This window comes from Paenibacillus sp. B1-35 (assembly GCF_050474385.1).
Lineage (GTDB): Bacteria > Bacillota > Bacilli > Paenibacillales > Paenibacillaceae > Paenibacillus_B > Paenibacillus_B alvei.
This window is the reverse complement of record NZ_JBCHVJ010000007.1, coordinates 275,698-290,310: the sequence shown is the minus strand read 5'-3', so window position 1 is coordinate 290,310 and position 14,613 is coordinate 275,698. Positions and strand designations below refer to the sequence as shown.

Genomic DNA, 14,613 nt, shown 5'->3' with positions numbered 1-14,613 from the left:
AAGATGAGATTTCCCAATTAGTAAGACCCCTTGAAGACGACGAGGTAGATAGGTTGGAGGTGGAAGCACAGCAATGTGTGGAGCTGACCAATACTAATCGGTCGAGGGCTTATCCTATTTGATTCAACACGAACTTTCGCATTCAGTTTTCAGGGTATAGCCTGAAACATCATATTCCCTGATAGCTCAGTTGGTAGAGCACTCGACTGTTAATCGAGTTGTCACAGGTTCGAGTCCTGTTCGGGGAGCCATGGAGAGATGTCCGAGTTTGGTCGAAGGAGCACGATTGGAAATCGTGTAGGCGCCACAAGCGTCTCGAGGGTTCGAATCCCTCTCTCTCCGCCAGTTAATCTGGCCCGTTGGTCAAGGGGTTAAGACACCTCCCTTTCACGGAGGTAACAGGGGTTCGAATCCCCTACGGGTCACCATCGCAACTTTTCAACTGGTAAAAATTGAGGGTTGAACAAGTTGGAGAAGTTTGATAAGATATAAGAGTCGCTGGTGAAACAACGACAGTAACATGGACGCTTAGCTCAGCTGGGAGAGCATCTGCCTTACAAGCAGAGGGTCGGCGGTTCGATCCCGTCAGCGTCCACCATCATATCGCGGGGTGGAGCAGTCTGGTAGCTCGTCGGGCTCATAACCCGAAGGTCGTAGGTTCAAATCCTGCCCCCGCAACCAAATATGGAGCTGTGGTGTAGAGGCCTAACATGCCTGCCTGTCACGCAGGAGACCGCGGGTTCGAATCCCGTCAGCTCCGCCATTTAACTTCAATTCAAGTAAGTTAATTGAATAAGATTTCAATGAGGCTTGGTAGCTCAGTCGGTAGAGCAAAGGACTGAAAATCCTTGTGTCGGCGGTTCGATTCCGTCCCAAGCCACCATAGAAATTTCATGCCGGTGTAGCTCAGTTGGTAGAGCGGCTGACTTGTAATCAGTAGGTCGAGGGTTCGACTCCTTTCGCCGGCACCATTTTGGAGGATTAGCGAAGTGGCCAAACGCAGCAGACTGTAAATCTGTTCCCGTCCGGGTTCGGTGGTTCGAATCCATCATCCTCCACCATGTAGGGGCATAGTTTAAAGGTAGAACAACGGTCTCCAAAACCGTTGGTGTGGGTTCAATTCCTGCTGCCCCTGCCAAGAATATTTAATACAATATGGCGGTCGTGGCGAAGTGGTTAACGCATCGGATTGTGGCTCCGACACTCGAGGGTTCGATTCCCTTCGATCGCCCCATTATCACATTGGGGATTAGCCAAGCGGTAAGGCAACGGACTTTGACTCCGTCATGCATAGGTTCGAATCCTATATCCCCAGCCATTTGCGGACATAGCTCAGTGGTAGAGTATCGCCTTGCCAAGGCGAGGGTCGCGAGTTCGAATCTCGTTGTCCGCTCCAGATGTGGCGCCATAGCCAAGTGGTAAGGCAAAGCTCTGCAAAAGCTTTATTCCCCAGTTCAAATCTGGGTGGCGCCTCCAAATATATTTTGTGCCCTTAGCTCAGCTGGATAGAGTATTTGACTACGAATCAAAAGGTCGGGAGTTCGAATCTCTCAGGGCACGCCATTAATTTCATATGCCGGTGTGGCGGAATTGGCAGACGCGCGCGACTCAAAATCGTGAGGGAAACCGTGGAGGTTCGAGTCCTCTCACCGGCACCATTAATGAACAAAGTATCCTTTAGGAAAAAATCCTATAGGATTTTTTTGTTTATGCTTTAAATCTTCAGTCAATGTCAGTGCCCCTAAAAAGACAAATAGTCAAATAAATATCGAACTCCTATTGCAGATGCCATTATCTATCATCCGAAGGTGTTTGGTGGATGCGACATTGCCCAAAAGCGCAAAATACCTGCATTTATAGCACATCCTACACCTATCATTGTACCGACCGGTACTTTTACTAATCCTATCCTTCCCTTCACCTTACGTATTCGATGGTTAAATAAAATAAGCTATCAGTTGAATCGACTGATGATATTATCATTTATAAGCATGATGAATAAGTGGAGGCGTGAAACATTAAACTTGCCACCTCGAAGCTTAAGTAAAAATGAACTGTGTATTGACGGGCGTGAAATTCCAGTTTTGTATGGATGCAGTCCTACCGTGGTACCGTATGATCCAAAATGGAAAGACAGAGTATGTATGGAGGGGAGCTGGTTTGCACCTGAAGTGGACGAATGGCTTCCTTCACAGTCGTAGGAATCCTTTATCTCTGCAGGTACGCCGCCTATTGCAATTAGCTTTAGCAGCATGCCCTCAACCTGATCAAGTGTTTGGAATGATTAGGAAAGCATTAAATCTAACAGGGCAAAGGGGAATCATCATTACGGGCTGGATCGGACTGTGGACTTCATTGAAAAACATCTCGCCGCTAGTCGTTTTTCTTAATAAAAGGGTGGCTGGAAATGAATAAAAAATAAGCCTTGCAGGGTCACACGAAGATAACTCGTATGAATGGCAAGGCTGTTTTGTTTCGCATGCACATTATTGATTTTCAGGAAGTAGTTCAGTCGTTGCCCTTTCCTCAACCGATGAATCAAGTGTTTGCTTAGTAATTTGCTTTATTTGTTCAGGACTATTGGTGAATCGCTTAATCATTTTCTCGATATCCAGACCAGACACATCTTTTAACATTTGGGGAGCAGTCGCCATAAGTTGTGTGACATAGTTGCTTACCCGTGCTGCACCTTCACCATTTCCTGTGTCAACGACAGTGAGCTTATCGATGGACTTGAGCGGCTCTGCAACTTTGCCAGCAAGTTCTGGCATCATCTTAACGACAATATCGAGTACAGCAGCTTCGCCAAACTTCTCGAACGCTTCAGCCAGCTTCTCCTTTGCTTCTGCTTCCGCTAAACCGCGCAGACGGATGACTTCAGCCTCAGCGGTACCACGGGCACGCTCTGCATCAGCAATTGCAAGGCCTTCCAGGCGCTTTTGTTCAGCAAGAGCTTTTGCCTCTGCTTCGATGCGATATTGCAGCGCATCCGCTTCGAGCACTTTGCGTGATTTTTCAGCCTCGGCAGATTGGACAACTGCGTAGCGATCTGCATCTGCCTTTTTTTTCACTTCCGCATCATATTGCTTCTCGCGGCGAAGAATTTCTTTGGCTTCCAGATCAATTTCTCGTTCCTTGCGGACAATTTCCACGCGCATTTGTTCCTCAACAACGCTTTGCTTGGAACGTGCTTCTTGAATGAAGTATGCTTGGTCTGCTTCCGCACGAGCAAGATCTTGATCCTTTTTGAAGGCAGCGACCTTCAACTCTTTCTCTTTAGCAGCTTCAGCAATGTTTGTATCTCTAAGCAGTTCGGCCTTCATTCCTTCTTCTTCAGCTTTTGCCTTCTGAATTCGTGAATCGCGAACAGCTTCTGCTTCAGCAATGTCTGCATCACGTTTAACGGCTGCGATACGCGGTTTGCCGAGTGCATCTAAGTATCCGTGCTTATCTCGCACGTCTTTAATCGTAAAGGATACAATTTGCAGACCCATCTTCTTCAAATCTTTAGCAGCTACACCCTGCACTTCCTGAGCAAATCGATCACGGTTGCGATATACCTCTTCTACGGTCATAGAGCCTAGAATAGCGCGTAGATGACCCTCTAGGACTTCTTGAGCCTCACTCTTTAAGGCTTCTGTCGGCTTGCCGAGGAATTGCTCTGCTGCCGTTGCAATGTCCTCTACGGTACCGCCAACTTTAATAATGGCAACCGCATCTGTCATGACTGGTACGCCTTGCTCGGTATACACCTCTGGTGTGGTTACGTCCAGCTTGTGTGAGAGTAAGGATAAAAACTGTGATTGCTGAAAGATCGGCAGGATGAATGCACCGCCGCCTCGAACAATTTTCATTTTTCGGCCTGATTCATCAGTCGATACGTTCTTGCGTCCTAGGTAGGATCCAGTAACGATCATGGTTTCGTCTGGGCTGACGGTTTTGTACCGAGCCCAAAATGCAAGACCAAGTACGAGTATGACGCCAATCAGGATTAATGGAATGAACAATGCTTCACTAAACTCCATGAAATACAGCTCCCTCTTTATATATTTGTATAGGCAAAGCCTGAATACACGTTGGTTACATATAATGAGGCAAAATCATATGTCTACAGCTAATTGCAGGATAACTCAATTTAATGTTCGGGACGGAGCATTTCCTCGGTAAGCGGGGATACATACAGGGTGTCTTCCTTTACTTCAACAACGACGATAGTCGTACCAGATGGAATGTCCTCTTTATCGAAGGAGGCTGCAATCTGATTTGTAACTCCGGCGCCAATTCGAACGATAACTTCACCATAACCCGCAGCCGGAATCGCAACATTTACTTCACCAATTTTGCCGGCCAGTTCAGCAATCGAGAACCCAATCGAATTCTCACTATTCTCCATCGGGCGAACATATAGAAAGTAAACACTAATGGATACTACAATAGCACCAGCAAGCGCGGTGAGGAGAATAGTTGTCGACTGCCAAGCCGTATAACGGCCGAGCAGAATGCCGATTGCTCCAAGTGTGGATAAGCCGCTCACAAGAATGGTAGGCTGCAGCACAGTTAGATGGCTGTCTCCAACCAAACCATCGAATACGTGACTTAACACTTCTCCAATTAGAAGCGAAACGATAGCGTACAGAACACCGAATATAAGCAAGCCCCAATATAACGTTTGCATGACGATGCGCTCCTTTCTCATCGCTTGAAGGAAGTGACGCCTGCAGCGAGTGGGTAGTTATGGGAATATATACGTAGATAGCGAAACTTTGTTTCATGCCCGATCTCGACAGTCCAGTATAGGCTCGATCAAAGGTCGGTCAGGACCCCCGACTTGAGTCTAGGATCAAAAACCGTCCCCGGCCTGTTTTGGCAAAACACGTTTCCACCTAAAATAAAGACATAAGCAAGACACGACGAAAGGTGGTGACGAACCGAATGCAAACGAACAAAGGTAACACATTCGCTTTTGTACTGATCGCGCTGGGAGGATTCATTTTGCTTAGCAAGTTCGGGATACATCTTGGCAGCTGGTTTGGCTACTTGTTCCCTCTCATCTTGATTGCACTCGGCTACTATGGAGTGAAGGCAGGAAACTCATTCTTCGGGTGGATCTTTATCATTGTCGGAGCGATATCGCTTCTTGGGAAATTGTCCTGGATCATCGGTATCATCGTTGCCGTAGCAATGATTGGTTTCGGAATATCGATGTTGGGAGGCAAGCGAAACAAGAGCCATCCATTTTAACAGAAGCGATAATTAATAAAAGCAAATAGTCGGTTCAAGGAGGGTAAGACTGAATGAGCAACATTTTGAAAAGGGTTCGCGACATTACAATGGCTACGCTGAATGAACGGTTGGACAAAGCAGAAGATCCTGTTCGCCTGATTGACCAGTTCCTGATGCGTACACGACATGATATCACGGAGGCAGACCGTCTCTATCAACAATATGTCATGCATGCGAATCAAATGAGAAATCAAATGAATCAAGCACAGGAATTATGCACTCGCAGAGAACAGCAGGCGATGCTGGCCTTGAAGGCGGGGGAGGAGTTCGCAGCCAAGATTGCATTGCAAGAGAAGCTGATGCATGAGGATAAGGTACAGCAGTATTCAGAATTGTACGAAAAGAGCAAGGACGCGATTCTTGAGCTGGAAGAGCAATTGAACATGTTGAAGAGCGAATATCAAGCTGTATATGACAAGCGCCAATATTACATCGCAAGAATGCAGACGGTTCGTTTGCAGCAGCAAATGAACGAACGTTTTGGACAGTATGGTGTTGGGCAAGTGGATAGTATGTTCCGAAGACTCGAGGATCGTGTATCAGGAATGGAATGGGAAACGCAAGGCATTCAAGATGTGCGCCGCATGAGCGGGCAAACAATGGGCAATATCAACCCGGAACGGGATATGGCTTTGAAGCGCGAAATGGAGCGCCTGAAACAAAAATTAGATTCGGCAAAGGAGTGAAATAAGCCATGAACAGAAAGTTGTACCGTTCGACACGGGATCGTAAAGTATGCGGTCTCCTCGGCGGCTTAGGTGAATGGCTTGGATTCGATGTCACTCTGCTGCGTGTCCTGTTTGTAATCGGAGTTTTCTTCTCGGCGTTTACATTAATCGCCGTATACTTTGTGGTATCACTAGTAGTACCTAAGGATCCATACCAGCCATATGGGCCTAACGGTTACGGTGCAGGCCCATACGGAGGCGGCTATCAAGGCCATCAGGGTTACCAAGGCGGCTACTCCAACGATCCGAACTATTACAACGGACCTCGAGCAGCAGGCCCGACGAATCCATACGGTTCTTCCACATTTGGAGGAATGAAGCAAACCAACAGTTATGATGCGGATTACGCATCTTCTAATGATTCTTCCATTGATTCGATGATGATGGATATCGAGAAAAAAGCATTGAAAAAAGAAATCGAAGAACTTCGCCAAAAGGTAGCGAAGTACGAGAGAGGGGACAAATAAGATGGGTGTATTTAAACGTATTAAAGACATGACTAAGGCTTCTGTACATGAGTTGTTGGACAAAGTTGAAGATCCAGTAGTAATGTTGAATCAATATTTGCGCGACATGGAAGAAGAAATCCATGATGCAGAAGTAACCGTTGCGAAGCAAATGGCAAATGAACGCCAAATTAAACATCGTTATGATGAGGCTATTCGCTTCACGGCTGATCGCGAAGCACAGGCAGAACGCGCATTGAAGTCTGGACAAGAAGAGATGGCGCGCAAATTCCTGGAAGAAAAACTGTACTACGATCAAAAAGTTGCTGAATACGGTGACCTGCATGCCCAAGCACAAGGACATGCGGAAGAATTGATGCATCAGTTGCGTTCCATGAAGGATGAATTCTACAAGCTGCGCAACAAGCGCAATGAATTGGCTGCTCGTGCGCAAATGGCGAAGGCACGCAAGCAAATGTCTTCCATTTCAAGCAACCATGCCATCGAGTCAGGTTCTGCATCCCGCGGTTTCCACCGTATGGAAGAGAAGATTATGCAATTGGAAGCAGAAGCTGAAGTGATGCGTGTACCTTACGGCGGATATGCAGGTACATCATCTACTTACCAGCCGCCTGTAGATGTAGAGAAGGAAATGAAGGTCAACGAACAATTGGCAGCATTGAAACAAAAATTGGGCCAAACGGAACAATAAATCCTTGGGAGATGTCCTAGGTTATGATATGCTAACATAGGTAGCTTACGGCGATGCGCTAGCATCGCCGTAAGTGCTATCCGCGAATGTTTGTGACAGGAGGTGCGACATGAATAAAAACAACCGATTGCTTGCGTATATTCTAATCTTTTTCGGATTGCTCATATTAATCGGCAAGTGGCTTAGTTTCGTAACGTTTGTCGCCCTTGTTATGCTGTATTTCGGCATGCGCAAAGTTCGTGCTGCAGAATTGCGTGTAGGGTACACCTTGCTTGGTATAGGTGGAACACTCTTGCTCTTGGAACATTTAATGCTGTTCGTCGGAATCATCTTGATATCGTTAGGGATATTCTATTCGCGTACTCGTAAAGATCAGAAACATGAGCATGTTGAAAAGCGCCAAAACATTACATCCAGTTTGAAATGGGATCGAGTTCCATATATTTTGCATAGCCAGAGCATGTGGCATTTGATTGGGGAAAGTGATATTGATTTGTCCTTGGCAATACTGGAAGAGCCGGAAACGACTCTCATCTTTCAAGGCGTATTAGGTGACATGGACATTACGATTCCAGACGACATTGGTGTGTATATCGAAGCTACGGTCATTTTTGGACAAATTGATGTGGGACGCGATAAAGAAACTGGATTTTTGAACAAGTGGACGTGGCGATCGCCGAATTACGAGTTCATGGAACAAAGAGTGAGACTCCATATTTCTTACATCGTAGGAGATATTGATATCAGGTTGCACATGTAGGTAGGACAGGTTAGCGGAGAAAGGAGATGCAGAGGCCGGCATGGAACCAAAAAAGCATGTGAATATGGTAGTACGATTAATGGGCGAGACGCTTCTCCTTTCTATCATACTATTCTTTGTCATCATTTATTTAATGCAATCATATGGTTATGTGCAGCCTTTTGAAAGCTGGATCGCAGGCGTAAAGGCCACATTGTCCGTATTGTTTGTCGTCGCAATTATTACGTCGATATTTGCGTTCTTTCAAGGTTATCGGATGAAGCGGCGGGTGGAACTGCTGCGCGAATCGATGCTGCTCTTGGAGAAGGGAAATTTATCGCGGCCGATGCCGGATCTCGGGGATGATGAGATAGGACAGCTCGCTGAGCAGTTGGAGCGGGTAAGCAAGCGTTGGGAAGAGCAAGTGACATCGATGCAGCGCTTGTCCACGAATAATGCTCAATTAGCAGAGCAGGCTCGGATTTCTGCGATTATTGAAGAGCGGCAACGCTTGGCGCGGGAGTTGCATGATGCAGTAAGCCAGCAATTATTTGCAATATCCATGACAGCTACCGCTGTAAGGAGAACACTGGATGTTGATTTTGATCGGGCGGTGCGACAGGTGGAGCTGATTGAGGAAATGGCTTCTGTTGCCCAGTCCGAGATGCGTGCGCTGCTGCTTCATTTGCGTCCTGTACATTTGGAAGGAAAGGGCTTGGCCCAAGGCTTGTCGGAGCTGATCCGTGAGCTTCAGTCCAAAATTCCAATTGAAATTCATTGCGAAATGGATGATCATATTGGGTTAGTGAAAGGTGTAGAGAACCATCTGTTCCGAATTGTCCAGGAGGCGCTTTCAAATACATTGAGGCACTCCAAGGCATCACGAATGGAGATCAAGCTGCAAAATCGAGGTGACTTTGTTCGTTTATACCTTCGCGATAATGGGATAGGATTTGATTGGGACGATAAGAAGCAAGCGAGCTATGGCCTTCGCACGATGCAGGAACGGGTGAATGAGGTGGGAGGCTCCATTCAGTTCATCACTGCGCCTGACAAAGGAACCCGGATCGAGATTCGAGTTCCTGTCATGAGAGAAGAGCCTGGTTTGAAGGAGGAAGAGTTGAACGATGGAGATGGAAGCATCAATGATGGACAATCCTATTAAAGTATTGTTGGTAGATGACCATGAAATGGTTCGCATCGGCCTTGCTGCAGTGCTGAATACAGAAGATGGCATTGAGGTTGTAGGAGAGGCAAGCAATGGGATGGACGGAATACGTCTCGCCCAAGAATATAAGCCTGATGTTGTCTTAATGGATCTTGTGATGGATGGCATGGATGGCATAGAGACGACCCGCAAGCTACTGCAGTTGTATCCTGACTGCAAAGTAATTGTGCTTACGAGTTATTTGGACGATGAAAAGATGTATCCAGTTATTGAAGCCGGAGCCTTTAGTTATCTATTAAAGACGTCCCGCGCTACCGAAATTGCAGAAGCAATCCGGGCAGCGGCCAGAGGACAATCTGTATTGGAATCGCAGGTCGCTTCCAAGATGATGAATCGTTTCCGCCAGCCTGCGCAGCCATCTGCAGCGCATGAGCAATTGACAGAGCGTGAAATGGACGTGTTGCGCTTATTAGCCCAAGGAAAGTCCAATCAGGATATCGCTGATGATCTGTTCATCGGAATTAAGACGGTAAAATTTCATGTTACAAATATTTTGGCAAAGCTTGGTGTCGAGGATCGCACACAGGCTGCAATTTACGCGTATAAGAACGGATTGGCTGAATAGCAAAAACCCGAGCGCTTTCTTAGGAAAGTGTTCGGGTTTTTTTTAATGGATGGAGGAGTAGATGCAGGATTTCTAAATAAAAAGCAGAAAAAATAAGGAAACTAAAGCCAAATCAAGGGCAATGCGTCCACCAGGGAAGAAAGGGCCGGCTCTGTAGGTTTCAAATGCGCTTGTGTGCACTTGATTCGATGCATCTGCAGTTTGAAGCTTGCTGTTGTTCTTTTTCCCTTTACGTGTTTTAGTCTGGGGGGGCTCAGCAGAGATAGAGGGAACATGGGAGTTAGTAGCAATATCGCCATTTAGTATGATTTTCCCTCTCTCACATGAGGTCAGTCGTCCAATGTATTGATCTCCATTTTGCATGACAACGCACACGGGTCGACCGCACAATTGTCGGATGAATGTCTCATCCAGAGGAACGGGAATCACGGGGGATAAGCCTCCATTCTTGTCGGTTGTCTATGTCAATAGTCTATTCCAGGAATAAATGTTACGTATGGTCATTCACCTAGAAGAAGCCCGCCTAATTATGAGAGGTATAATTCTCCGATAAGGTAAGGTGATGGAAGGATGATGCATGCAGTACGTCGTTCAGTCATTGCAACAGTAGGGCTGGTGTTGTTAGCGTTTTGCGGCGCAATTGCGATCATTGGAAGCAGTGATCAATGGCAGTGGACGGGAGGCACCGGGACGGATGTAAATATTGATCTTGTGAAGCGGGTGAACATGCTCTGGGTGCTTGCTGAATTGGTCGGATCAAAGAAAGCACGCACTACAGTGCTCATCCAAGGAAATTATGCAGCCGGCGGAAATCTAGAAAAGAAGATCGAGCAGTGGCAGAAGGATACGGGGATCACGGTACAGCTGATTCAAAAGCAGGAGCAGGGTAAAAACGTGTATCGCGGGAAATTCGTCTCGGATTCAATTGAAGAAGCAGTACTATGGTTTCAAGAAGATGATGGGCGTGCATACTATACGATATCCATACAAGGTTCAGCCAGAACCGGAATGACACAGGCGGCGGCGGAAGGGGAACGGATTATGAAGAGGGTGCCAGCGCGCTATGGGGCGGAATGGACAGCTACCGTTCAAACGATAACGAGTCATTCGCTTAAGGATAGTTTTGAACGTGCGGAGCGAGCGCTGCAGGAATGGGGAAAGGCTGAACCGCTCGATCGCTATGAGGATGAGCGCACGATTAGTATATCGTACCAGACTGATTATATGGGAGCAGGGGTGCAGATGAAGCAAGGCACAGCGAATTTGCAGCTCGCTATTCATGAAAATAGAGATAAGGGAGAAACGCGAATATCCTTTGGAACACCGCTGATTGCAGGCGAATATTAGTGAGAATGGAATGAGAATTGCCGTGGTGCCAAGCTATGAGAATAATACTTGACGTCAAGGAAAGAATGGAATCTGCTCGGTAAGTATGCTAAAATGGCATCACATCCGAAATAGGAACTATATCAGATCTATAAACGAGTGTAAGGATGATGGAGAGAGATGACTGTGATGCAAAATCATGAATCCCAATTGGCAGAAGGTGCCGTCTTCTACATATTCGGTGCTACCGGCGACTTAGCTCGCCGCAAATTGTTCCCGGCTATATATAGTCTGTATCGCGAAGGCAAGCTAGGAGAACGCTTCGCAGTTATCGGACTAGCCCGCCGTGCTCGTACGCATGAGGAATTCCGTCAGGATGTGCGTGCGTCAATCGACGAATTTTGCCGTTATCCGGTTCAAAATGATGAGGAATGGAACCGGTTTGCTAAGCATTTTGAGTACAAGCCGTTGGATATTAATAATGTTGACGGCTTCCGCGAGCTGCGTGAGCAATCTGAGAATATCGAACACGAGTATGATATCCCAGGCAACCGTCTGTTCTACTTGGCACTGGCTCCGGAATTGTTCGGAAGTGTATCGCACAATCTTCGTGAAGGCGGATTGCTGGAAAGCAAGGGCTGGCACCGTCTCGTAATCGAGAAGCCATTCGGTTACGATCTTCCGTCAGCAGAGAAGCTGAACGAAGAAATCCGTCAGGTGTTTAAGGAAGAAGAAGTGTACCGTATCGACCACTACCTTGGCAAAGAAATGGTACAGAACATTGAAGTGCTACGGTTCGCGAATGCTTTCTTCGAGCCGCTCTGGAACAATAAGCATATTGCGAATATTCAAATTTCCCTGTCTGAGACAGTTGGCGTTGAAGAACGCGGAGGCTATTACGATCATGCAGGAGCATTGCGTGATATGGCGCAGAACCATATGCTGCAAATGCTGACGATGATTGCAATGGAGCCGCCTAGCCGTTTGCATCCGGAAGATATCCGTGATGAGAAGGTGAAGGTTCTTCGCTCGCTGCGCCAATACCTTGAGCAAGAGGATGTACAGCGCAACGTTGTGCGTGGCCAATATTCTTCTGGTTCCTTGAACGGCAAAGAGCTTCCGGGCTATCGCGAGGAAGATAAGGTGAACCCGGCTTCCGTAACGGAAACTTATTTTGCAGCACGCGTATACGTAGATAATTTCCGCTGGGCGGGTGTACCGTTCTATATTCGGACAGGCAAGCGTCTGCCGGTGAAGACGACTGAAGTCGTGGTTGAATTCAAGAACATGCCAACGAACGTATATCTCGGTCAGAAGCATAAGCTGGAGCCAAACTTGCTCGTAATCCGCGTAAATCCGATGGAAGGCATTTATGTGAAGCTTAATGGTAAGAAGCCAGGTGCGGAAGGCGGCGTTCAACCGCTTGCAATGGACTTCTGTCAAAGCTGCATGGTTGGCATCAATACGCCTGAAGCTTATGAGCGTCTGATCTTTGATGCTGCTCGCGGCGACTCTACGTACTTTACACGTTGGGACGAAGTGGCTACTGCCTGGTCATTCGTTGATAATATCGCAAAAGCATGGAAGAAATCCGATGAGGATCTGTTTACTTATCCAGCAGGCTCTTGGGGCCCTGAACAAGCAGACAAGCTTCTGCAGGAAGATGGCTTCCACTGGTGGCCTGTCAATGGACAGGAAGAAAGTGAAGTTGTCTGGACGAAGTAGTTCGTTCGTATAGAATAGAATGATAACGAGCTGTGCCCTGTACAGGCACAGCTTTTTTGTGGAGTTTTTGTGAAGTCTGCTTATTGGAGAATATGCTTCATTTTTAAAGTGCCGGTCTCGTGGCTATGACGGGGGATGGTTTAATTCCTATCAAAAAACTCGGAAAAGCTATTGTTTTCTGAAAAAAATATAGTTATACTAGATTCTATAGCTTGTTAACCATCAATCGGGAGGAATCAACATGAAACGCAACAAACTATGGATCATCGGGCTGCTCACTCTCATCGTCCTCGTGGTGAGTGCATGCGGTAATAATACGACTCCTGCGAAGGATTCAACAGCCACTACGACGGAAGGGTCAGGCCAACCGAAGGATGGAGGCAATATTATTATTGCAGTACACGAGGATCCTCGTGTATTGAACCCAATGTATTCGAATGACCGCGTTACATTGACGATAAATCAAACCTTGTATGCGCCGTTGTATACGGTTGAAGACGGAGGCAAGAAGAAGTTCGTACTTGCGGAGAGCATGACTCCATCGAAGGATTTCTTGACTTACACGCTGAAGCTGCGCAAAGGCTTGACATGGCATGACGGCAAGCCGCTCACAGCAGACGATGTCGTCTTCACAATGAACAGCATCTTGGATGAGAAGCAGCACAGTACGGATCGTGAATCTTACATCTTTAATGGCAAGCCGCTGCAAGCGAAGAAGGTAGATGACCTGACAGTTGATTTCGTTCTTCCGCAGCCTTCTGCTTCCTTTGAGGGTATATTCGCATCATTTAAGCCCATTCCGAAGCATATTTTCGAAGGCGAAGCTGACATTGAGAAGAGCAGTAAAAATGCGAATCCAATCGGTTCTGGCGCCTATAAGTTCAAAGAATATCGCCCAGGCGAATATGTAACATTGGACCGCTACGATAACTATTTCGCTGGCAAGGGACATTTGGATCAAATCATTTACCGCATTGCGAAAGATCCGAACGCAGCGAACTTGGCGTTGCAAAATGGCGAGTTGAATATGCGCAAGGTTGATCCTGCCGATTACAATAAGTTGAATGCAAGCGGCAAGCTTAACATGGTCGTATATCCTGAGGGCCGTTTGAATTACCTCGTATTCAACATGAACGTGGATGCAATGAAGAAGAAGGAAGTTCGCCAAGCGATCTCATATGCAATTAACAAGGAAGAGCTGATTCAATTGGCTTATGGTTCGGCAGAGTTCGCAGATCCGGCTTCATCGATTTTTACACCGGATACGACGTACTACACAGCAGATGTTGAGAAGTATGACTATAGTGCGGAAAAGGCGAAGGAATTGCTGCAAAAAGCGGGCGTAAGCAACCTGAAGCTGAAGCTTGCATACTCAAATGCCGTCAAGATTCAAACAAGCCAAGCGTTGTATATTCAACAAAAGCTGAAAGAAGTAGGTATCGAAGTTGAATTGATGCCACTTGAGTCTGGTACATTCTCCAATATGGCGCTTGATCCAGACAACACGAAATTCGATCTGTCCTTCAATGGTTATGTTATGGGAACTGAACCGGATTCGTACAAATCGCTCTACTTGAGCAATCAATTGTACAACTACGGCCACTACAATAATCCAGAGCTTGATAAGCTGTGGGAACAAGCAGCAGTAGAAATGGACGGCACAAAGCGTGGAGAACTGTACAAACAAATCCAACAAACGATTGCGAATGAAGCGGTTATATATCCAATTGCGAACGACAAAGCAATTATTGCGGTAGACAAGCGTTATGGCGGTCTTGAAGAAGCGGTTGCGAAGCCGGTCTTCATGTTCGAAGATTTGTCCAAAATTTATATGAAATAAGCACGGATCACTCGATAACGA

The 14,613-nt window shown here is 46.7% G+C and carries 12 protein-coding genes, 16 tRNA genes and 1 rRNA gene; 27 read left to right on the top strand and 2 right to left on the bottom strand.

Translation table 11 applies throughout. The features are described from left to right. The 17 genes from ACQ5BJ_RS22535 to ACQ5BJ_RS22455 all read left to right on the top strand — a co-directional run. A 23S ribosomal RNA gene (locus ACQ5BJ_RS22535) occupies window positions 1-117 on the top strand; the annotation flags it as partial. A 58-nt stretch (window positions 118-175) separates the two neighbouring features. Continuing rightward, window positions 176-251: transfer RNA gene (locus ACQ5BJ_RS22530), tRNA-Asn, on the top strand. Window position 252: 1 nt separating this feature from the next. Continuing rightward, a tRNA-Ser gene (locus ACQ5BJ_RS22525) sits at window positions 253-345 on the top strand. Between the two features lie 8 nt (window positions 346-353). Beyond that, a tRNA-Glu gene (locus tag ACQ5BJ_RS22520) sits at window positions 354-428 on the top strand. Window positions 429-522: 94 nt separating this feature from the next. Then, window positions 523-598, top strand: a tRNA-Val gene (locus tag ACQ5BJ_RS22515). 6 nt (window positions 599-604) lie between these two features. Continuing rightward, window positions 605-681: transfer RNA gene (locus ACQ5BJ_RS22510), tRNA-Met, on the top strand. 5 nt (window positions 682-686) lie between these two features. Continuing rightward, a tRNA-Asp gene (locus tag ACQ5BJ_RS22505) sits at window positions 687-763 on the top strand. 44 nt (window positions 764-807) lie between these two features. Further along, window positions 808-883 (top strand) — tRNA-Phe (locus ACQ5BJ_RS22500). Window positions 884-895: 12 nt separating this feature from the next. Further along, a tRNA-Thr gene (locus ACQ5BJ_RS22495) sits at window positions 896-971 on the top strand. Between the two features lie 4 nt (window positions 972-975). Further along, window positions 976-1,061 (top strand) — tRNA-Tyr (locus tag ACQ5BJ_RS22490). Window positions 1,062-1,064: 3 nt separating this feature from the next. Next, window positions 1,065-1,138: transfer RNA gene (locus ACQ5BJ_RS22485), tRNA-Trp, on the top strand. Window positions 1,139-1,158: 20 nt separating this feature from the next. Continuing rightward, a tRNA-His gene (locus ACQ5BJ_RS22480) sits at window positions 1,159-1,234 on the top strand. Window positions 1,235-1,243: 9 nt separating this feature from the next. After that, window positions 1,244-1,318: transfer RNA gene (locus ACQ5BJ_RS22475), tRNA-Gln, on the top strand. A gap of 3 nt (window positions 1,319-1,321) precedes the next feature. Continuing rightward, a tRNA-Gly gene (locus tag ACQ5BJ_RS22470) sits at window positions 1,322-1,396 on the top strand. A gap of 5 nt (window positions 1,397-1,401) precedes the next feature. After that, a tRNA-Cys gene (locus ACQ5BJ_RS22465) sits at window positions 1,402-1,476 on the top strand. A gap of 10 nt (window positions 1,477-1,486) precedes the next feature. Further along, window positions 1,487-1,563: transfer RNA gene (locus ACQ5BJ_RS22460), tRNA-Arg, on the top strand. Window positions 1,564-1,575: 12 nt separating this feature from the next. Further along, a tRNA-Leu gene (locus ACQ5BJ_RS22455) sits at window positions 1,576-1,658 on the top strand. Window positions 1,659-2,486: 828 nt separating this feature from the next. Here ACQ5BJ_RS22455 and ACQ5BJ_RS22450 read toward each other — a convergent pair. Next, window positions 2,487-4,025 (bottom strand): flotillin family protein, encoded by a 1,539-nt coding sequence (locus ACQ5BJ_RS22450; RefSeq protein ID WP_268599805.1) that lies wholly within the window; start codon window positions 4,023-4,025, stop codon window positions 2,487-2,489. Window positions 4,026-4,135: 110 nt separating this feature from the next. Continuing rightward, complete coding sequence (locus ACQ5BJ_RS22445; RefSeq protein ID WP_430112437.1) at window positions 4,136-4,675, bottom strand: protease; 540 nt, start codon at window positions 4,673-4,675, stop codon at window positions 4,136-4,138. A 257-nt stretch (window positions 4,676-4,932) separates the two neighbouring features. Here ACQ5BJ_RS22445 and ACQ5BJ_RS22440 point away from each other — a divergent pair, with 257 nt between their 5' ends. The 10 genes from ACQ5BJ_RS22440 (at window position 4,933) to ACQ5BJ_RS22395 (ending at window position 14,592) form a co-directional block, all read left to right on the top strand. Then, window positions 4,933-5,241, top strand: coding sequence for a LiaF transmembrane domain-containing protein (locus tag ACQ5BJ_RS22440; RefSeq protein ID WP_005551219.1), 309 nt, complete (start codon window positions 4,933-4,935; stop codon window positions 5,239-5,241). 53 nt (window positions 5,242-5,294) lie between these two features. Further along, window positions 5,295-5,969 (top strand): PspA/IM30 family protein, encoded by a 675-nt coding sequence (locus ACQ5BJ_RS22435; RefSeq protein ID WP_268619972.1) that lies wholly within the window; start codon window positions 5,295-5,297, stop codon window positions 5,967-5,969. A gap of 8 nt (window positions 5,970-5,977) precedes the next feature. Beyond that, a complete protein-coding gene (locus tag ACQ5BJ_RS22430) occupies window positions 5,978-6,478 on the top strand; it encodes a PspC domain-containing protein (protein WP_005551211.1) in 501 nt (166 codons plus the stop codon). A 1-nt stretch (window position 6,479) separates the two neighbouring features. Next, window positions 6,480-7,169: a PspA/IM30 family protein gene (locus ACQ5BJ_RS22425; protein ID WP_005551210.1), complete on the top strand. Its 690-nt coding sequence runs from the start codon at window positions 6,480-6,482 to the stop codon at window positions 7,167-7,169. Window positions 7,170-7,278: 109 nt separating this feature from the next. Then, window positions 7,279-7,929 (top strand): cell wall-active antibiotics response protein LiaF, encoded by a 651-nt coding sequence (liaF, locus tag ACQ5BJ_RS22420; RefSeq protein WP_268619974.1) that lies wholly within the window; start codon window positions 7,279-7,281, stop codon window positions 7,927-7,929. Window positions 7,930-7,969: 40 nt separating this feature from the next. Continuing rightward, window positions 7,970-9,073, top strand: a complete 1,104-nt coding sequence (locus tag ACQ5BJ_RS22415) for a sensor histidine kinase (protein ID WP_005551208.1) — start codon at window positions 7,970-7,972, stop codon at window positions 9,071-9,073. Next, window positions 9,036-9,701: a response regulator gene (locus tag ACQ5BJ_RS22410; protein WP_005551207.1), complete on the top strand. Its 666-nt coding sequence runs from the start codon at window positions 9,036-9,038 to the stop codon at window positions 9,699-9,701. The genes ACQ5BJ_RS22415 and ACQ5BJ_RS22410 overlap by 38 nt, the downstream gene beginning before the upstream one ends. Window positions 9,702-10,271: 570 nt before the next feature. Then, window positions 10,272-11,048 carry a YwmB family TATA-box binding protein gene (locus ACQ5BJ_RS22405; RefSeq protein ID WP_430112432.1) on the top strand — a complete coding sequence of 259 codons (777 nt, stop codon included), beginning with the start codon at window positions 10,272-10,274 and terminating at the stop codon, window positions 11,046-11,048. A gap of 159 nt (window positions 11,049-11,207) precedes the next feature. After that, a complete protein-coding gene (gene zwf, locus ACQ5BJ_RS22400; RefSeq protein ID WP_262866870.1) occupies window positions 11,208-12,752 on the top strand; it encodes a glucose-6-phosphate dehydrogenase in 1,545 nt (514 codons plus the stop codon). A gap of 241 nt (window positions 12,753-12,993) precedes the next feature. Beyond that, window positions 12,994-14,592, top strand: coding sequence for an ABC transporter substrate-binding protein (locus ACQ5BJ_RS22395; RefSeq protein ID WP_430112430.1), 1,599 nt, complete (start codon window positions 12,994-12,996; stop codon window positions 14,590-14,592). Window positions 14,593-14,613 lie beyond the last annotated feature (21 nt).

Excerpts from the sequence above, each read along its gene's own strand:
- ACQ5BJ_RS22450 (WP_268599805.1), bottom strand. The coding sequence starts at position 4,025 with ATGGAGTTTAGTGAAGCATTGTTCATTCCATTAATCCTGATTGGCGTC.
- ACQ5BJ_RS22445 (WP_430112437.1), bottom strand. The coding sequence starts at position 4,675 with ATGCAAACGTTATATTGGGGCTTGCTTATATTCGGTGTTCTGTACGCT.
- ACQ5BJ_RS22440 (WP_005551219.1), top strand. The coding sequence starts at position 4,933 with ATGCAAACGAACAAAGGTAACACATTCGCTTTTGTACTGATCGCGCTG.
- ACQ5BJ_RS22435 (WP_268619972.1), top strand. The coding sequence starts at position 5,295 with ATGAGCAACATTTTGAAAAGGGTTCGCGACATTACAATGGCTACGCTG.
- ACQ5BJ_RS22430 (WP_005551211.1), top strand. The coding sequence starts at position 5,978 with ATGAACAGAAAGTTGTACCGTTCGACACGGGATCGTAAAGTATGCGGT.
- ACQ5BJ_RS22425 (WP_005551210.1), top strand. The coding sequence starts at position 6,480 with ATGGGTGTATTTAAACGTATTAAAGACATGACTAAGGCTTCTGTACAT.
- liaF (WP_268619974.1), top strand. The coding sequence starts at position 7,279 with ATGAATAAAAACAACCGATTGCTTGCGTATATTCTAATCTTTTTCGGA.
- ACQ5BJ_RS22415 (WP_005551208.1), top strand. The coding sequence starts at position 7,970 with ATGGAACCAAAAAAGCATGTGAATATGGTAGTACGATTAATGGGCGAG.
- ACQ5BJ_RS22410 (WP_005551207.1), top strand. The coding sequence starts at position 9,036 with ATGGAGATGGAAGCATCAATGATGGACAATCCTATTAAAGTATTGTTG.
- ACQ5BJ_RS22405 (WP_430112432.1), top strand. The coding sequence starts at position 10,272 with ATGATGCATGCAGTACGTCGTTCAGTCATTGCAACAGTAGGGCTGGTG.
- zwf (WP_262866870.1), top strand. The coding sequence starts at position 11,208 with ATGACTGTGATGCAAAATCATGAATCCCAATTGGCAGAAGGTGCCGTC.
- ACQ5BJ_RS22395 (WP_430112430.1), top strand. The coding sequence starts at position 12,994 with ATGAAACGCAACAAACTATGGATCATCGGGCTGCTCACTCTCATCGTC.